The organism is Paenibacillus sp. TAF43_2, assembly GCF_052113545.1.
Taxonomy (GTDB): domain Bacteria; phylum Bacillota; class Bacilli; order Paenibacillales; family Paenibacillaceae; genus Pristimantibacillus.
In genome coordinates, this window is sequence record NZ_JBFRDK010000009.1 from 32,652 (window position 1) to 48,741 (window position 16,090).

The following is a 16,090-nucleotide window of genomic DNA, read 5'->3' on the forward strand; positions in this document are numbered from 1 at the left end:
AAATATAAGCAGTTTATAAGCAGATAAACTTATAAATTCTTATATTTTAACTAATGAGGCAGGAGCCGGACAAGACATGAGATTGATGGGACTTGATTACGGTGACCGCAACATAGGAGTTGCTGTCAGCGACGCTTTTCGTTGGACCGCGCAAGGAACTGGTGTTATTGAACGAAGGCGAGACCATAGTGAGTTTGACCGCATTGCCGATCTGGTTAAGGAGCATGAGGTTAGTGAAATTGTTGTTGGTCTTCCAAAAAACATGAATGGCACCATCGGTCCACGTGGAGAAATTTGTATAGAATTCGCAGAACAGATTAAGCAGAAACTAAACATACCTGTTCACCTTTGGGACGAAAGGCTGACAACGGTAGCTGCCGAACGAACGCTTATTGAAGCGGACGTCAGCCGGAAGAAGCGAAAGCTCGTAATAGACAAAATGGCGGCAACGCTTATTTTGCAAAATTATCTCGATTCTAAAGCGAAAAGGTGAGGGTAAACATGACAAATGAAGAGTTGGAATTCGAAGAGCCGGAAATTATTTATATCCCGGATGAAGAAGGAAATGAAGAGGAATTCGAAGTCATCATGAAATTTGAAGTTGATGGTTCCGATCAGAAATATATGATGGTAGTTCCGCTTCATGGAGAAAATGACGAGGAAGATGAAGTATATGCTTTCCGTTATGAAGAAGAAGGCGATGACCTGAAGCTGTATACCATTGAAGATGAAGAAGAATGGAATATGGTTGAGGAAACGTTCAACACTCTCCTTGGTGAGATGGAGGAAGAAAATTAATGTCCGGCACAGAGCATGAAGCACCTAAGAAGCTGAATACGCTACGAGCGGCATTCGGCAATGAAATTGAGCTTGAAGCAGATGACGGCAGCGTAGAGGTATACGATATTAAAGCTGAGTTTCAGCTAGGGGATCGCATTTATGCAGCCCTGCAATCGGATCCGATGCGTGGCGAGGATGACGTTGAGCTATTCCGCGTCATTCAAGTCGATGGTGAACCGCAGCTGGAAAACATCGAAAACGATGAAGAGTGGGAAGCTGCATCAGAAGCGTACGATGATTTATTGTTTGCTACTGACGAGCGTCCATAAAACGTCGTGTAATGTATATGCATCTAACGAGAGAGCGGCCAATAACCGCTCTTTTGTTCCATGTTTAGCGTTAAATACTCAAACATGCGGTAGTAATTCTCTTCATTAACCTGTTTAACAGCATTTTCAGCTGAGCCACCATAGGATGGTCTCAGCCATTTCGCCTGCGCAAATTGATATACCGAAAATGATGCATTATAAAAAGGGGGTCTAATTTTGGACAAGTCATCACAGCACCTTGAGCAACAATCATCATCGGGACCGAGGAAAAGCCGCATTACATTATGGGTTATTTTAAGCTTGTTAGGAATTATGATCATTGGTGCTGGAAGCGTTGCTTTGTATGTGTGGAGCAGCTTGAAGCCAACAGCTGCTGGAGCGGTTCAGAAGATTGATATTCCAAGAGGAACATCAGCGAATGAGGTTGCAGAATTACTGGAAGAGCAAGGGATTATTAAAAATGCATTTATATTTAAATATTACTTGAAGCTTAAGGATCAAGGCGGACGCTTTCAGGCGGGACTTTATGAGCTGAACCCCGGCATGAATAATGAAGCCATTATAGCCAAGCTAAATGCTGGCGACACCGTAGAAGCAGAAACGATTCGATTCACGATTCCTGAGGGCTTTACCGTATTGCAAATTGCTGACAAGCTTGCTCAAGAGAAATTGATCAACAAAGAAAAGTTTATTGGATTAATTGCATCGGAAAACAATTGGGGTGATGCGGAGGCTGTTCGCTCCATTCCCAATAACGATAAGCTGCATCAGCGTCTTGAAGGTTATCTGTTCCCTGAAACGTATGAGATGAAAAAAGAAAGCACAGAAGAAGATATTATTAAACGGATGGCGCTTGAACTCGACCGGAAGCTTGCTGAGCTTCCAGAGGGCTGGATGGAAGTGCTTGAAKAGAAAAAAATGTCCTTTCATGATATGCTGACAATCGCGTCGCTTGTAGAGCGTGAAGTCGTTGTGGACGAGGAAAGAGCTCTCGTATCGGGCATTATTTACAACCGGATTGAAGATGGCATGAAGCTGCAAATTGATGCTACCGTTCAATATTCATTAGATAAGCCTAAGGAACGTCTTTATGAGAAGGATTTGCTCGTAGACAGTCCTTACAACACGTATAAGGTAGAAGGTTTGCCGCCTGGACCTATCGCAAGTCCAAGTCTTAAGTCGATTGAAGCGGCTATATATCCGGAAGATACGGAATATTTTTTCTATGTAACCAAGAAGGATGGAAGTCAGACTCATTTGTTCGCAAAAACATATAAAGAGCATTTGAAAAACATCGAGAAAAGTAATCAGACGGCTGGGTAGTCAAACGATTAGATAGGAAACGAAGCTTCACGGTGTTTTTAAGGAGGATCAAGTATGGCGTACAAGCCGGAATTATTAGCTACCGCTGCATCTATAGAAGAGCTGGAGAGGCTTATGGCAGCAGGCGCGGATGCTTTTGTCATTGGCGAAGCACGCTACGGTATGCGTTTAGCAGGAGAGTTTAACAAAGAAATGATAGCGCAGGCTGTAAAGCTCGCTAAGCCTAAGGGTGTGAAAATCTATGCTGCCCTTAACAATCTTATGGATAATGAAGCAGCGGATTCATTAAATGATTATGTATCCTCGCTTGCTGAAGCTGGCGTTGATGCACTAGTATTCGGCGACCCTGCGGTCTTAATGGCTGCTAGGTTGCATGCCCCAGGCATGGCGCTGCACTGGAATGCCGAAATGACCTCAACTAATTATGTTACAGCTAATTATTGGGGCCGCAGAGGTGCGACTAGATATGTGCTCGCACGCGAACTCAATATGGAACAGGTTTGCGAGACAACGGCTAGTACAGAGCTTGAGGTTCAAGTGCATGTGCATGGGATGACGAATATTTATCATTCAAAGCGTTCTCTTGTAGAGAGCTATATGGAGCATCAGTCGGAGACGGATCGGCTTCCGGAGAAAGACAAAGATCGCGGGCTTTATGTGATGGAAGCGGAGCGGCAGGACGAGCGTTATCCAATCTACGAAGATGCGAACGGCACTCATATTATGAGCTCGGATGATGTATGTATGGTAGAGAACCTTCATGAGCTGCTGGATGCTAAAGTAACCAGCTTGAAGATTGAGGGATTAATGAAATCTACCGAGTACAACGAAATTGTTGTGCGTTCATATCGGCAAGCAATCGATGCCTATTTGGCTGATCCAGAGGGCTATATTTTCCAAGAGGAATGGCTAGACGCGATCAAGAAAGTCCAGAACCCGCAGCGAGAGCTGAGTTTTGGCTTCTTCTTCAAAGAGCAAGTCTATTAATAAGTTAATGCTTACGAAGTGAGTTTTGCTTCGCAAAACTTAGGAGGTACACATAGTGACAACAATTGAGAAGACGACACCTCGCTATCAAGGCAAACGCCATCGGCTGGACAAGCCGGAGCTGCTCGCACCAGCCGGAAATTTAGAGAAGCTGAAATTCGCGATTCATTACGGAGCTGACGCGGTTTATATCGGCGGTCAAAAGTACGGCTTGCGCTCCAATGCAGACAATTTCAGCTTTGAAGAAATGAAGGAAGGCGTTGAGTTCGCGAGCCGCTATGGTGCAAAGGTGTTTGTTGCGACCAATATATATGCGCACAATGAGGATATAGAAGGACTTGAAGACTACTTGCGCAATCTAGAAGCAGCAGGAATCTCAGCTATTATTGCCGCAGATCCTGCCATTATTGAAACGGCGCAGCGAGTAGCTCCGAAGCTTGAGGTTCATTTGAGCACGCAGCAATCCACGCTGAATTGGCAGGCTGTGCAGTTCTGGAAGGAAGAAGGCTTGCCGCGTGTTGTGCTGGCCCGTGAAACGAGCTTTAAAGACATTGCAGAAATTAAAAAAAATGTTGATATTGAGATCGAAGCGTTTATTCATGGAGCTATGTGCTCATCTTTCTCTGGTCGCTGCGTATTGTCTAATCATTTTACGGATCGTGACTCCAATCGTGGAGGCTGCTGTCAGTCATGTCGCTGGAAATACGATTTGTTTGTTGACGATATGCCAATGTACCCGGAAGAAGAAGATAAGTTCACAATGGGCTCAAAAGATCTATGTATGATTGAATATTTGCCGGAGCTTATCGAAGTTGGCGTTGACAGCTTCAAAATCGAAGGACGAATGAAAAGCATTCACTATGTGGCGACGGTCGTTAATGTTTATCGTCAAGCGATTGATGCGTATTTCACTGATCCTGAGCGTTTCGAGTTGAAGCAGGAATGGGTGGATGAGATAAATAAGGCTGCCAACCGTCCGCTAAACACTGGATTTTTCCTTGATACACCGGGTGCGGAGGATCATATTTATGAGCCAGAGGAAAAAGCAGCGCCATATGATTTTGCTGGAGTAGTCGTAGATTATAATGATAAAACGGGTTTTGCGATCGTGCAGCAGCGCAATCACTTTAAGCTCGGACAAGAAATCGAATTTGTTGGCCCGAAGGGTACTTTTTTCAAACAAACAGTAACCGAAATTACGGATACAGACGGCAATGCGCTTGAAGCGGCTCGCCATCCTTTGCAGCATATTCGCATTCGTACGTTAAAGCCGGTTAAACCGATGGATATGATGAGAAAGAAGATCGGGAAGAAGTAAATAGGCAAAACATGACTAGAGTCTTATTTTTTTAGAAAATAAGACTCTTTTTTTTGTATTTATTATTATGAAATGACAAGAATGTGTCGATATAAAATAATATACTGTAAATCTACTGTAAATACATATTTCGGCAAGATGCGCTAGCAGCAAACGTACTATTTTGGACTTACAATATTAAAGGCGGTGTCTTCCCTCATGGAAAACCAAGAAGAACAAAAAAAGAAGAAAACAAAGAAACAGAAACAGGAAAAAGAGCAAAATAGCACAAACGAAATTAAGTCAGGTACAAGTATGAAAGCGTCATCAAAAATGCAATCTTTATCACAGGCAGCAAAGGCAGCGACGGTATCTGTAAAAGGCACAAAGCTGTCAAGCCCGATTAAATCAGTAGGAACGAAGCTGTTTACGATTATCTTTTGCAGCATTATCGCGTGTGTATTGACAGTAGGTCTAATGGCTTATTCAAAGTCGAAGTCGATTATTGAAAATAAAGTTTCAGAAGCGAGCTTTCAAACGATCAATCAGGTTGCAAACAATATGGACGTTATTTTCAAGACGTATGAGGATTTATCGCTGCAAATATTAATTGACAAAAGCTTCCATGAAATTGTAAGGAAAATGCTTGACGGCGATGACGATTTCAGCAAGTTTGAGGCATCGCGTAATTTAAGCGACAAAATGCAATCTTACGTTATGGGTAATAATACGATCGTTTCCATGATGCTGCTGCCAGTAAATCCGAAATTGACGGTTGTAACATCCGGCCGGGCAACCACCGGTACTGCGGAGAAATTAATGAAAACAGCATGGTTTATGGAAACTGTCGAAAATGCGGGAAAAACAAACTGGATTCCGCCACAGCCTGAAGGTATGTCGGATCCAGCGGGTGCGCCAACTATAGGCTTGAGTCGACTCATTAAAGATATAACTTCAAGTGAAGCATCTTATGTACTGCTGCTGGAGGTGCAAGCCTCGACGCTTGCGAAACGCTTCGAAGAAGTTAACCTTGGTGAAGGAAGCCAGCTTTCGATCGTGAATGCAAACGGTGAATATATTACAAATAATGATCCAGAATTGGTAGGCAAGCCAGCGAGTATTACATTCCCAACCGAAGGCGATAAAGCGCTTGAGGATTCGTCGAAAATGAAAACGACAAACGGTGCTGAGGTTTTGGCTACATACAAAACATTCGAAACGATGAACTGGAAGCTTCTAGGCACGGTACCGGTAAAAGAGCTGGTAAAAGATGCTAAAGCGATTCAAAATTTGACATGGATTACGGTATTTATCGCAGCACTTATTGCAATTGCAATCGGTATTCTCGTAATTATGACGATTGCACAGCCACTGGTTAAGCTTCGCAACCTGATGACTGAAGGAGCAAGCGGCAACCTGACCGTACGATCTGTCATGAAAAAACGCCAAGATGAAATTGGTGAGCTAAGCGACAGCTTTAATCTTATGATGACACAAATAACTGCTCTAGCGGTACAAACGACAAGATCAGCTGAGGATGTACTGGTTACAGCTACTGAGCTCGGAGATGCTTCTCGGAAAACAGCTATTTCTGCTAAGGAGATTGCAGTCGCAACAGAGGAGATCGCGGGAGGAGCAACAAGCTTGGCTGTTGAAGCGGAGCGAGGTTCTGACCTTACAGGAAACATCGATGTTCAAATGAAAAAAGTTATTGCAGCCAACGAACAAATGGTGAACTCTGCGCAAGCCGTTGAGAAGGCAAGTGAGCAAGGAACAAACTATATGGGCGTACTTATTCAAAAAACGAGCATGACAGAAGAAATGACCCGTTCTATGGTAGAGAAGGTTGATGCTTTGAAGGAAAGCACGGGCTCAATCGTAAAAATCCTAGACGTGCTCAATAGCTTAACGAAGCAAACGAACATCTTGTCATTGAATGCGACGATTGAAGCTGCTCGCGCTGGCGCAGCAGGAAAAGGCTTTATGGTCGTTGCCGATGAAATTCGCAAGCTGGCGGATCAAAGCCGCCAATCCATTGACGTTGTTGGACAAATCACGGAGAAAATTAGAGGCGAGATTGACGAGACCGTTCATGTTTTGTCCGATGCTTATCCGTTATTCCAAGAGCAAATCGGTTCTGTAAAAGAAGCGAATCAAATTTTCTTAACCGTTTCTGGCCAAATGGGAGAACTAGTTAAGAAGCTGGATCTTGTTACGGATTCAATCGGGCAATTGGATGAATCGCAAGTCGTATTAGGTGAAGCGATGACTAACGTGAGTGCAGTAGCTGAAGAATCTTCCGCTACATCGGAAGAAGTCGCATCACTTAGCACAGAACAGCTAAGCATTAGCGACGGTATGGTACGCTTGTCGGAAAAGCTGGATACGGTGTCTCGTGAGCTCAAGGATTCACTTTCAAAATTTAAAATTAATTAGCAATCACGGTATCCTATTAAATTGTTAATATTGAAGGAAGAGCTGTTCAAGCAGTTAATGCTGAACAGCTCTTTTTTTTGTTGTAGAAAATAGAATGGATGTTTGAAGGAGAGCCGCGGAAGGAGATAATGAACGTATAACAACGATTCCAGCGCTTATCAAACATTAGTCAGCATTAAAAAGGAGCTTTCGCAGGATGAGAACGAGACATGATTAAACGAATAACAATGGCTGCTTGTTTCATTAGTTTAATAATGATGCTTTATATTGGCCGCTTAGCTTGGATTCAATTGATGCCTGGAAGCTCCTCTTCTGCGGTCCTTTCTCCACTGGCAAACCGGGGAGGATGGCAACGGCTGTCAGTTCAGCAGCGTCAACGAAACTTGGTGTTGGACACAGGCAGAGGCGACTTTTATGATCGCTATGGAAAACCGATAACAGGTGAAACTTATTCGGCCGTTGCTTTATTTCCCATACGGGCAGAGCTGCGAGGTCAAGAAAAGAGTTTAGCTGAGCTTAGCCGCTTACTAGGCGTAACCATGGAGCAGCTGCGGCAGAAATGGGATGCCGTGCGAGAGCCTGTGTTTTGGAAGGCTGATGGGATGCAGGCGCCTATGCGACTGACAAATGATCAAATTACCCGCCTAAAAAAAATTGAGCTAAACGGTATACGAGTGCTTCCTTATCGCAATCGCTATTTGCCGGATTTTGATGCGAAGCATCTGATTGGCTTTACAAGCCAGCATCCAGAGTGGCTGCAGACTAACCATCCAGAAGATCTTGTAAGCGGCAAAAGAAAGCTGGTAGATCAGGTTGGCGGGTCGGGGCTTGAGAAATCGCTGGACAAGCTGCTGCATGGAGTAGGGGCTACTTCTGTTTCCTACTTCCTGGATGGACGTAATGCACCAATGCATGGCCTTGATATGCGGATTACGCAGCCTGGCAATCGATATTATCCTCTTAAAGCGATGACGACGATTGATTTGCAGCTGCAAAATGAAATCGAAGCGTATGTGGATGCACAAGGCTTGCAAGAGGGAGCAATCGTTGTGCTGGATGCGAGCAATGCGGATATTGTAGCGATGGTATCACGGCCGCAATTGAAGCCAGGACAGTTCCAAAGCTCCGACGGCAGCGAGTGGGCTAATCATGCAATCAAGGCGGTCGCTCCCGGCTCTGTGTTCAAGCTTGTTGCGGAAGCAGCTGCGTTGGAAGCGGGTGCAGTGAATCAGCATGAAACGTTTTTTTGCAATGGTGAATACGGCAAATATGGCTTATCCTGCTGGAAGGAAGGCGGACACGGCCGCTTGACGCTCCAAGAGGGCTTGGCGCAATCATGCAATATTGTGTTTGCAACGCTGGCAGAGCGGCTTGAAGCTAAGCAGTTGAAGCGGACCGCAGACTTGCTCGGGATAGGGCAGCAAGCGGGCTGGCATCGCGATGAAGCTTTTGGCCCCTTTACATCGCCTCTGAGACTGCTTGAGGAAGAAGATCGCGGACAGCTGTTTGCAGCCGATAAGAGCAAGCTCGCTTGGAATAGCGGCGGTGAGATGGGTGAGCATGAGCACGAGAGTGAACATGAGATTGGGAATGGCAGTGGCGGTGAGAATGGAAATGGCAAAGGCAACGGCAACGGAAACGGTAGTGGCAAGGATAATGGCAGTGGCGGTGGCAAGCGAAATGAGAAGCGGAGCGGGAAGTTTGATGCGGCGCAGCAAGCGCGGGAAGAAGCAGCCATGCTGGCTGGCGTCGATGGCGGTGTGCTCGCGCAAAGCGCGCTTGGGCAGCGTGATGTAAGGATGTCGCCGCTGCAAGCGGCAAATCTGATTGTAACGCTGCTGAATGAGGGGCGCGTAATGGAGCCGCGCCTAGTGAGTGAAATCCGCTATGCCAACGGCCAGCGGATGGTGAAGCTGCCCGCGCAGCGCGCGCAAGCGATCCGTGGCCGGATTAAACCGGCCACGGCGCATGCGCTGCTGCGCGGCATGCAGGCGGTCGTCGACCATGGAACCGGTCGATCGATCCGCCAAGGGCTGTGGGCGATTGCCGGCAAATCCGGCACCGCCGAAACGACTCAGGCCGGAATCGCCCGCAACCACCAGTGGTTTGCGGGCTACGGCCCGGTCAAAGCTCCACGATATGCCGTAGCCGTCCTCGTGGAGAACAAGCCGCCTGGGAGCTCGCACCAGGCGACTAAGCTCTTTCGCGGCGTCATGGATATCGCCGCACGCCATTCCAAATAAAATGAGCCACCCCATTGCAGACGAATCAACGTTCGTTTGCAACGAGGTGGCTCTGTTTTATTTGCGTATTATAGTTCCTTGATGTCCTTGTTATTTATTTTCACCGATATACTATCAGTGTCGGGCTTGTCCGAAGGGTTGTCGTATTCCCCCTGCGGAGCGTGAATCCAGCGATGGAAATAACCTTGATCATACAGCGCTTTGATTAAGATCATAAGAATAGGTGATAATATGACACCTGCGACGCCAAAAAGCGATAAGGATACAATCATGAAAGCGAGCATTGTAAAGGCGGATACGCCTAAGGAGTCGCCTGTAATTTTTGGTTCAAGAATTTGGCGTGTAAGCACAACTGCGAGAAAGAGGACGGACAGCCAAATAGCAAGCGAGACTTTGCCGACAATTATTAGGTAAATAATCCATGGGATAAAAATAGTGCCTACGCCTAGCAGCGGCAAAATGTCGAAGATAGCGGATACGACTGCTATGACAAAAGCATTTTCTACGCGCAGCAGAAGGAGCGCGATCAAAATAACGACAAAGGTGATACTAATCATCTTGGCTTGCGCTTTAATATATAACGCGATTCCTTTAAATACATTGTTTCTAAGGAAGAAAAATGCCGTTTTGAAGGTGTTTGGCGTTTTGTCCTCGGCCGTCTTTTTCCAAGTCGTAATTTCGATGCTTAAGAAATAAGCTAATATAATCCCGACTACAAAATTAAAGACGAAAGTTGAAAAGGATGTGACGTACCCGATGATACTAAGCAGTACAGTCTTTCCAAACAATGCTAATGTTGAAGAAGCACCTTCAATGAGGTCTTTGGAGCGCTGAACCAAATCCAAATCTGCGGGCAGATTCCCAAATCTGGTTTGCACCTCTTCAGTCAGATTAGCGATTTGAACAGCGAGCATTTCTTGATATTTCGGGAAGTTGTTAACGAGCTCAGTTCCTTGCTTCGTAATCAGGTAAGCTGCGCCTGAGAAGGCGGTAAGTAAAATTAAAGTGAACAGCAGAATCGAAATGCCGGAAGCGATCGATTTTTTCATGCCAAGCTTATTTAGACGCCTTGCCAGCGGCTCAATACATAAGAAAATGAGAAAGGATAAAAATATAGGCGTTGCGATTCGGTACAAATAGCTGAAAGAAAACATAATTAAATAGACAGTTAGTGCAATGAGTGCGATGTCAAAGGCGGTTCGCCAATACTTTTTGTAAAAGGGCAGCATAATGTTTCTCCTTCTTTTTCCATATTCATATTTCCATAAAGATTGTACTATAGTTTTTAAAAAGATGCCTATTTTTAATTGCGTTATGCTACAATTAATACTACTGTTGTTGTTTTGTACCGCTATTTATTCGTCGACTAAATCATAYAACGGTGGGGAAAACAAAATGGAAAATTTGCTGTTATGGGGATTATACGTAGCATCCTTCTATGCGTTTCTTCCTGGCCTCATTAGCCGTACTTTTGGCTTTCGTGTTTTTAAGAAGGGCCGTGTGGGAAACGAAATATCTTTAACGTTCGATGATGGGCCAGATGAGATTTATACGCCGCAATTGCTCGATCTTCTTGCCCGCTACAATGCGAAGGCAACCTTTTTTGTTGTCGGCTCACATGCCGAGGGACAAGAAGAGCTGCTGAAGCGGATGAAGGATGAGGGTCACAATATTGGTGTCCATAATTATGTTCACAAATCGAACTGGTTAATGCGTCCGAGGACGGTTAAGCGCCAAATCGAGCGTACGCTTGACATTATTGAGCAAGCAACGGGATTGCGATCGACTTATTATCGCCCGCCATGGGGAATCGTAAATGTATTCGATTATGCGAACTTAGGCCATTTGCAAATTATTTTGTGGTCGGCAATGTTCGGTGATTGGCGGATTCGTTTAGGGTCAGAACGATTGAAAAACCGGATGATGAAAAAACTTCGGCCAGGTGAAGTCATTCTGCTGCATGATTGCGGCATGACCTTTGGGGCGGACAAGGATGCACCGAGAAATATGCTTACGGCACTTGAGGCTTACTTAGAAGAAGGTACGAAGCAAGGTTTCCGCTTTGTTGGCATTGAAGAAATGATGAAGCGATCTGAAGCAGCGCGTGCTGCTCATACATCACTCTTGAAGAAAGCGATGATATCGCTTTGGCTGACATGGGAGCGTCTGTTTCACGTCGTATTCCGTCTGAAGACCGTAGGAGATGTGAAGGATGCAGCGTTTCATTATCGGGTGACCACATACACTGGCCAGGACATTGAATTAGCAGAGGGAGGACGCGTCTCAAAGGGAGACCGTATTGCAGAACTGCATTTTGACAACAAGAAATTGTCGATGATTGCAGCAACCTCAAAATCCCCTGTAGCTACAGGTATTCGCATGCTGCGTGAAGTGGAGCAAGCTCTTCCGCTGCTCGCAAATCAGCTTGCTGAAGATACAGATGCGAATGACATCAAAGCGGTATATGGGGTTACAATGATCCATCGCGGTGCTGATCGATTAGGATTTGAAATATTTCAGCTGCCTGAGGGCTGGTTTGCCAGATCATCGCGTGTGTACTTGCGTGTATTGATTAAAGTATTAACGAACACGAAGCAGACTTCTCAGAGCAAGAAGAAAAGAGAACTGATCTCGCCGCGTATGCTGTTAATGCCCGTCGCAACGATTAGGTCCTATGCAACGGCACAGCTGAACATGATTCAAGATATAAGCCAAACAGTAGAGAGAACTTTAAACGCAGCAGCCGACGAAGCTGCGCAGTTAGGTACAAAAACAACAGCGATCTAATGTTGAGATATAAAAGACATTTATCCAAATGAATGTTAAATAAATAAAGGAGTGCAGGCTGTTTCCAGCCTGCACTCCTTTTGTTTTAATATAAGGAAGGAAATCACTTCCTCTAACTTACCTTATATTTTTTGCTCAAAGCTGCTTCAGCATCCAGAGGATGCTGAAGGTGACAACTACATTTTCATTACGCCGCCAGTGCTTGCAGATGTAACAAGGTGAGCGTAGCGAGCCAAGTAGCCGCGCTTGATTTTTAGCTCGAAGCCTTTCCATTCGGAACGGCGTTTCTCGAACTCTTCGTCGCTAATAAGAAGATCCATCGTACGGTTGTTCATGTCAATCTCGATGATATCGCCGTCTTGTACGAAAGCGATAGGGCCGCCTTCAGCTGCTTCAGGAGAAGCGTGGCCGATGCTGATGCCGCGAGATGCGCCGGAGAAACGTCCGTCTGTAATGAGGGCAACCTTAGCGCCGAGTCCCATACCTACGATTTGCGATGTTGGTGCAAGCATTTCTGGCATACCAGGGCCGCCGCGTGGTCCTTCGTAACGAATGACTACGACATGACCTTCTTTGATTTTTCCGTTAGCGATGCCGTGAAGCGCTTCGTCTTGGGAATCGAAACAGATAGCAGGACCTTTGTGGTAGCCGCCAACGGACTTGTCAACTGCACCTGTTTTAATAATAGCGCCGTGAGGAGCCAGATTACCAAATAGTACAGCCAAACCGCCGCGTTCTGTATGCGGGTTGTCGATGGTATGAATAACATCAGTGTCTTGAATTTCACAGCCAATAACATTTTCACGAAGCGTTTTGCCAGTAACGGTGATGCAGTCACCATGCAATGCGCCTTCTTTCTTGAATAGCTCATTAAGGACAGCACTTACGCCGCCTGCATTATGCACATCTTCAATGTGATAATCGGATGCAGGAGCGATCTTCGCCAAATGCGGTACGCGTTCAGCCACTTCGTTAATACGCTCAATTGGGTACTCGATTCCAGCTTCATGCGCGATTGCTAGCGTGTGAAGTACTGTATTTGTTGAGCCGCCCATTGCCATATCTAGAGCAAATGCATTGTCGATTGTATCTTTTGTAACGATGTCGCGTGGTTTGATGCCTAGCTCGATGATTTTCATCAATTGGCGAGCAGCGTCTTTAACGAACTCTTTGCGTTCTGGAGAAACAGCAAGAATCGTGCCGTTACCAGGCATTGCAAGTCCCATGCCTTCTGCCAAGCAGTTCATGGAGTTTGCCGTAAACATACCGGAGCAAGAGCCGCAAGTCGGACAACCGAATTGTTCAAGCTCCATCAGTTGATCGTCATTGATTTTACCAGCTTGGTGAGCGCCTACGCCTTCAAATACGCTGGAGAGTGAAATTGAACGACCATCGGATGTTTTACCGGCTTTCATAGGTCCGCCGCTTACAAGCATAGTCGGGATATTGACGCGAAGTGCGCCCATGATCATGCCCGGTGTAATTTTGTCACAGTTCGGAATACAAACCATACCGTCAAACCAGTGAGCATTTACGACTGTTTCAATGGAATCGGCAATAATTTCACGGCTGGCAAGTGAATAACGCATACCGATGTGACCCATTGCAATCCCATCATCAACGCCGATTGTGTTAAATTCGAAAGGAACGCCGCCAGCTTCACGGATCGCTTCTTTAACGAGCTTGCCGAACTCCTGTAGATGAACGTGACCAGGAATAATATCAATATACGAGTTGCAAACCGCGATAAACGGCTTGTCGAAATCTTCCTCTTTTACGCCTGCGGCGCGAAGCAAGCTGCGATGCGGTGCGCGGTCGAATCCTTTTTTGATCATGTCTGAACGCATTCTTTTGGCCGCCATGTAAGTTCCCCCTATATGCTTATTAAAATATCAATACTCTCGATTTTATCACAACGGACGGGCGTTGGCTATAACGTCAGCCGAAAGGCGTTTCGCAAAGAAATGTTAAAAAAACATTAAAAATGGCTTAAACATTGTGATATTCCGTGAAACAATAGGACATCATGCAGGTTAATCATGTATAGTATGCTCATTGGTAACGATGAGAATAATTTGAAGATGAATAAGGAGGCGCTTGAAATTGGAAAGAAGAGTATTAATTGTTGATGATGAGCGGGAAATTGCCGATCTTATAGAGATCTATTTGAAAAATGAAGGGTTTATTACCGAAAAGGCGTATGACGGGGAGCAGGCGCTGCTTGCTTATGCGCGAGATCCGTTTGACTTAGTCATCTTAGACATCATGATGCCGAATATGGACGGGCTGGAAGCTACGAGGCGGCTCAGGCGCGATCAATCGGTCCCCATTCTAATGCTCAGTGCAAAAGCAGAGGATATGGATAAAATTATGGGGCTGATGACCGGTGCGGACGATTATATGATCAAGCCGTTTAATCCGCTTGAGCTTGTCGCTAGAGTACGCTCTTTACTGAGAAGATCCTATCAGTACAGCGGTCAAGCAAGTGCGAATAATGGGGCGCGGCAAGATAAGGAGCTTCGCCTTGGACCGCTGCGGATCGATAAGCTGAGCCATACGGCTGAAATAGACGGCAATCCGCTTCATCTGACTTCTACTGAGTTCGGCATTTTGCATTTGCTCGCTGGCCAGCCTGGCCGCGTGTTTAGTGCGGAGGATATTTTCCAGCAGGTGTGGAAAGAAAAATATTTTGATTCCAACAATACGGTAATGGTCCATATCAGCAAGCTCAGAGATAAGCTGGAGAAGGAGCTTGGTGATAAGATGATCATCACGGTCTGGGGGGTTGGCTATAAAATTGAAGGATAACATTGCATTAAAGCTTGTCTTCCGTTCGTTGCTGAATATCGCGATAAGCGCCGTGCTAGCGGCCTTTTCACTGTATATCCTATTAGGGTTCGGAATGTGGCTTATCGATAATGTAAGGCCAATGAGAGTTTTGTATCAATTCATTGATAGGTTTGATCGACGGCTTGTGTATGGTGCTGCGGGGATTGTAATGTCTGTTTTTTACTACATCATTCTCCAGTGGAGCTTATTTCATTATCTCGGTCAAATGAATAAGACGGTTCGCGGCATTGCTGACGGTACCTATGATATGGATTACAAAATCGAAGTGCGGAAAAGAAATATATTTGGTCCTATGGCAGCCAATATGAACAGCTTGGCAGGAAGGCTCCATCATGCGCTCGTGGAAGAGCGGAAGGCAGAGCAAACCAAAAACGAATTGATTACGAACGTTTCCCATGATTTGCGTACACCTTTAACATCAGTGCTTGGCTATTTGGGATTGATTGAGCAGGATCGTTATCGAGACGAGGTAGAGCTGCGCCACTATGTTCAAATCGCTTATGAAAAATCGATGCGACTGAATGTCCTCATTAATGATCTTTTTGAATATACGAGAATGAGGCATGATACGACTGCGCTTAAAGTAACGAATTTTAATTTAATCGAAATGCTCGGACAGCTGCTTGTGCAGTTTCGATTGCCGCTGGAGGAAGCGGGAATGCAGAGCAAGCTGGTGACAGATAAAACGTCAGTCATGATCAAGGGAGATGCAGCCAAGCTTGTGCGTGTATTCGAGAACTTGATAGTGAATGCCATGAATTACGGCAGAGACGGCAAACAGGTCGTTGTGACGGTTCAGTTGGAGGGCAGTGCAGCCGTTATCGAGGTTATTAATTTTGGTGAACCGATTCCAATGATGGACATTCCTCATATTTTTGAACGATTTTATCGCGTAGACAAATCAAGAACACAGTGGTCAGGCGGTTCCGGCTTAGGGCTTGCCATTGTCAAAGGCATCGTTGAAAAGCATGAAGGTACGATTTCGGTGACGAGTGATTCGGAGCAAACGGCATTCCGTATAACATTGCCGATTATTAATTAATAATTAAGGGTTTCTT

At 45.5% G+C, this 16,090-nt stretch carries 14 protein-coding genes; 11 read left to right on the top strand and 3 right to left on the bottom strand.

Annotated elements, in window-relative coordinates; all coding sequences use genetic code 11:
• Window positions 1-76: 76 nt before the first annotated feature.
• Genes ruvX through AB4Z17_RS03735 form a run of 3 tightly spaced genes read left to right on the top strand, consistent with a single transcriptional unit; the run spans window position 77 to window position 1,109 of the window.
• Window positions 77-493, top strand: a complete 417-nt coding sequence (gene ruvX, locus AB4Z17_RS03725) for a Holliday junction resolvase RuvX (RefSeq protein WP_076270814.1) — start codon at window positions 77-79, stop codon at window positions 491-493.
• Window positions 494-501: 8 nt separating this feature from the next.
• Window positions 502-798, top strand: coding sequence for a DUF1292 domain-containing protein (locus AB4Z17_RS03730; RefSeq protein WP_076270813.1), 297 nt, complete (start codon window positions 502-504; stop codon window positions 796-798).
• Window positions 798-1,109: a DUF1292 domain-containing protein gene (locus AB4Z17_RS03735; protein ID WP_054027280.1), complete on the top strand. Its 312-nt coding sequence runs from the start codon at window positions 798-800 to the stop codon at window positions 1,107-1,109. The genes AB4Z17_RS03730 and AB4Z17_RS03735 overlap by 1 nt, the downstream gene beginning before the upstream one ends.
• Window positions 1,110-1,132: 23 nt before the next feature.
• Here AB4Z17_RS03735 and AB4Z17_RS03740 read toward each other — a convergent pair whose 3' ends face one another.
• Entirely contained in the window at window positions 1,133-1,333 is a 201-nt protein-coding gene (locus tag AB4Z17_RS03740) for a hypothetical protein (protein WP_441958219.1), read from the bottom strand.
• On the opposite strand from AB4Z17_RS03740, the gene mltG reads away from it, so the two are divergent.
• The 5 genes from mltG (at window position 1,326) to AB4Z17_RS03765 (ending at window position 9,395) form a co-directional block, all read left to right on the top strand.
• On the top strand, window positions 1,326-2,432 hold the full coding sequence (mltG, locus tag AB4Z17_RS03745; protein ID WP_441958220.1) for an endolytic transglycosylase MltG: 1,107 nt from the start codon (window positions 1,326-1,328) through the stop codon (window positions 2,430-2,432). The genes AB4Z17_RS03740 and mltG overlap by 8 nt on opposite strands.
• A 54-nt stretch (window positions 2,433-2,486) precedes the next feature.
• On the top strand, window positions 2,487-3,419 hold the full coding sequence (locus AB4Z17_RS03750) for a peptidase U32 family protein (protein WP_339207917.1): 933 nt from the start codon (window positions 2,487-2,489) through the stop codon (window positions 3,417-3,419).
• Window positions 3,420-3,474: 55 nt separating this feature from the next.
• Window positions 3,475-4,737 carry a peptidase U32 family protein gene (locus AB4Z17_RS03755; RefSeq protein WP_441912567.1) on the top strand — a complete coding sequence of 421 codons (1,263 nt, stop codon included), beginning with the start codon at window positions 3,475-3,477 and terminating at the stop codon, window positions 4,735-4,737.
• Window positions 4,738-4,935: 198 nt separating this feature from the next.
• Window positions 4,936-7,152, top strand: coding sequence for a methyl-accepting chemotaxis protein (locus tag AB4Z17_RS03760; RefSeq protein ID WP_441958222.1), 2,217 nt, complete (start codon window positions 4,936-4,938; stop codon window positions 7,150-7,152).
• 254 nt (window positions 7,153-7,406) lie between these two features.
• Complete coding sequence (locus tag AB4Z17_RS03765; protein WP_441958224.1) at window positions 7,407-9,395, top strand: peptidoglycan D,D-transpeptidase FtsI family protein; 1,989 nt, start codon at window positions 7,407-7,409, stop codon at window positions 9,393-9,395.
• A gap of 68 nt (window positions 9,396-9,463) precedes the next feature.
• Here the strand turns inward: AB4Z17_RS03765 and ytvI are convergent, their stop codons facing one another.
• Window positions 9,464-10,624 carry a sporulation integral membrane protein YtvI gene (ytvI, locus tag AB4Z17_RS03770; RefSeq protein WP_441912564.1) on the bottom strand — a complete coding sequence of 387 codons (1,161 nt, stop codon included), beginning with the start codon at window positions 10,622-10,624 and terminating at the stop codon, window positions 9,464-9,466.
• 166 nt (window positions 10,625-10,790) lie between these two features.
• On the opposite strand from ytvI, the gene AB4Z17_RS03775 reads away from it, so the two are divergent.
• A complete protein-coding gene (locus AB4Z17_RS03775; protein ID WP_339207921.1) occupies window positions 10,791-12,182 on the top strand; it encodes a polysaccharide deacetylase family protein in 1,392 nt (463 codons plus the stop codon).
• 176 nt (window positions 12,183-12,358) lie between these two features.
• Here AB4Z17_RS03775 and ilvD read toward each other — a convergent pair whose 3' ends face one another.
• The gene (gene ilvD, locus AB4Z17_RS03780; protein WP_076270807.1) at window positions 12,359-14,044 is read right to left on the bottom strand and encodes a dihydroxy-acid dehydratase; all 1,686 of its coding nucleotides are present in this window, start codon (window positions 14,042-14,044) and stop codon (window positions 12,359-12,361) included.
• A gap of 241 nt (window positions 14,045-14,285) precedes the next feature.
• On the opposite strand from ilvD, the gene AB4Z17_RS03785 reads away from it, so the two are divergent.
• Together AB4Z17_RS03785 and AB4Z17_RS03790 are read left to right on the top strand one after the other, a co-directional pair.
• Window positions 14,286-14,990, top strand: a complete 705-nt coding sequence (locus AB4Z17_RS03785) for a response regulator transcription factor (RefSeq protein ID WP_441912563.1) — start codon at window positions 14,286-14,288, stop codon at window positions 14,988-14,990.
• Complete coding sequence (locus AB4Z17_RS03790) at window positions 14,980-16,074, top strand: sensor histidine kinase (RefSeq protein ID WP_441958226.1); 1,095 nt, start codon at window positions 14,980-14,982, stop codon at window positions 16,072-16,074. Before AB4Z17_RS03785 ends, AB4Z17_RS03790 begins: the two co-directional genes overlap by 11 nt.
• Window positions 16,075-16,090 lie beyond the last annotated feature (16 nt).

Bases quoted from the DNA above. Each gene is read 5' to 3' on its own strand.
- ruvX (WP_076270814.1), top strand. From the start codon at position 77: ATGAGATTGATGGGACTTGATTACGGTGACCGCAACATAGGAGTTGCT.
- AB4Z17_RS03730 (WP_076270813.1), top strand. From the start codon at position 502: ATGACAAATGAAGAGTTGGAATTCGAAGAGCCGGAAATTATTTATATC.
- AB4Z17_RS03735 (WP_054027280.1), top strand. From the start codon at position 798: ATGTCCGGCACAGAGCATGAAGCACCTAAGAAGCTGAATACGCTACGA.
- AB4Z17_RS03750 (WP_339207917.1), top strand. From the start codon at position 2,487: ATGGCGTACAAGCCGGAATTATTAGCTACCGCTGCATCTATAGAAGAG.
- AB4Z17_RS03760 (WP_441958222.1), top strand. From the start codon at position 4,936: ATGGAAAACCAAGAAGAACAAAAAAAGAAGAAAACAAAGAAACAGAAA.
- AB4Z17_RS03765 (WP_441958224.1), top strand. From the start codon at position 7,407: ATGATGCTTTATATTGGCCGCTTAGCTTGGATTCAATTGATGCCTGGA.
- ytvI (WP_441912564.1), bottom strand. From the start codon at position 10,624: ATGCTGCCCTTTTACAAAAAGTATTGGCGAACCGCCTTTGACATCGCA.
- AB4Z17_RS03775 (WP_339207921.1), top strand. From the start codon at position 10,791: ATGGAAAATTTGCTGTTATGGGGATTATACGTAGCATCCTTCTATGCG.
- ilvD (WP_076270807.1), bottom strand. From the start codon at position 14,044: ATGGCGGCCAAAAGAATGCGTTCAGACATGATCAAAAAAGGATTCGAC.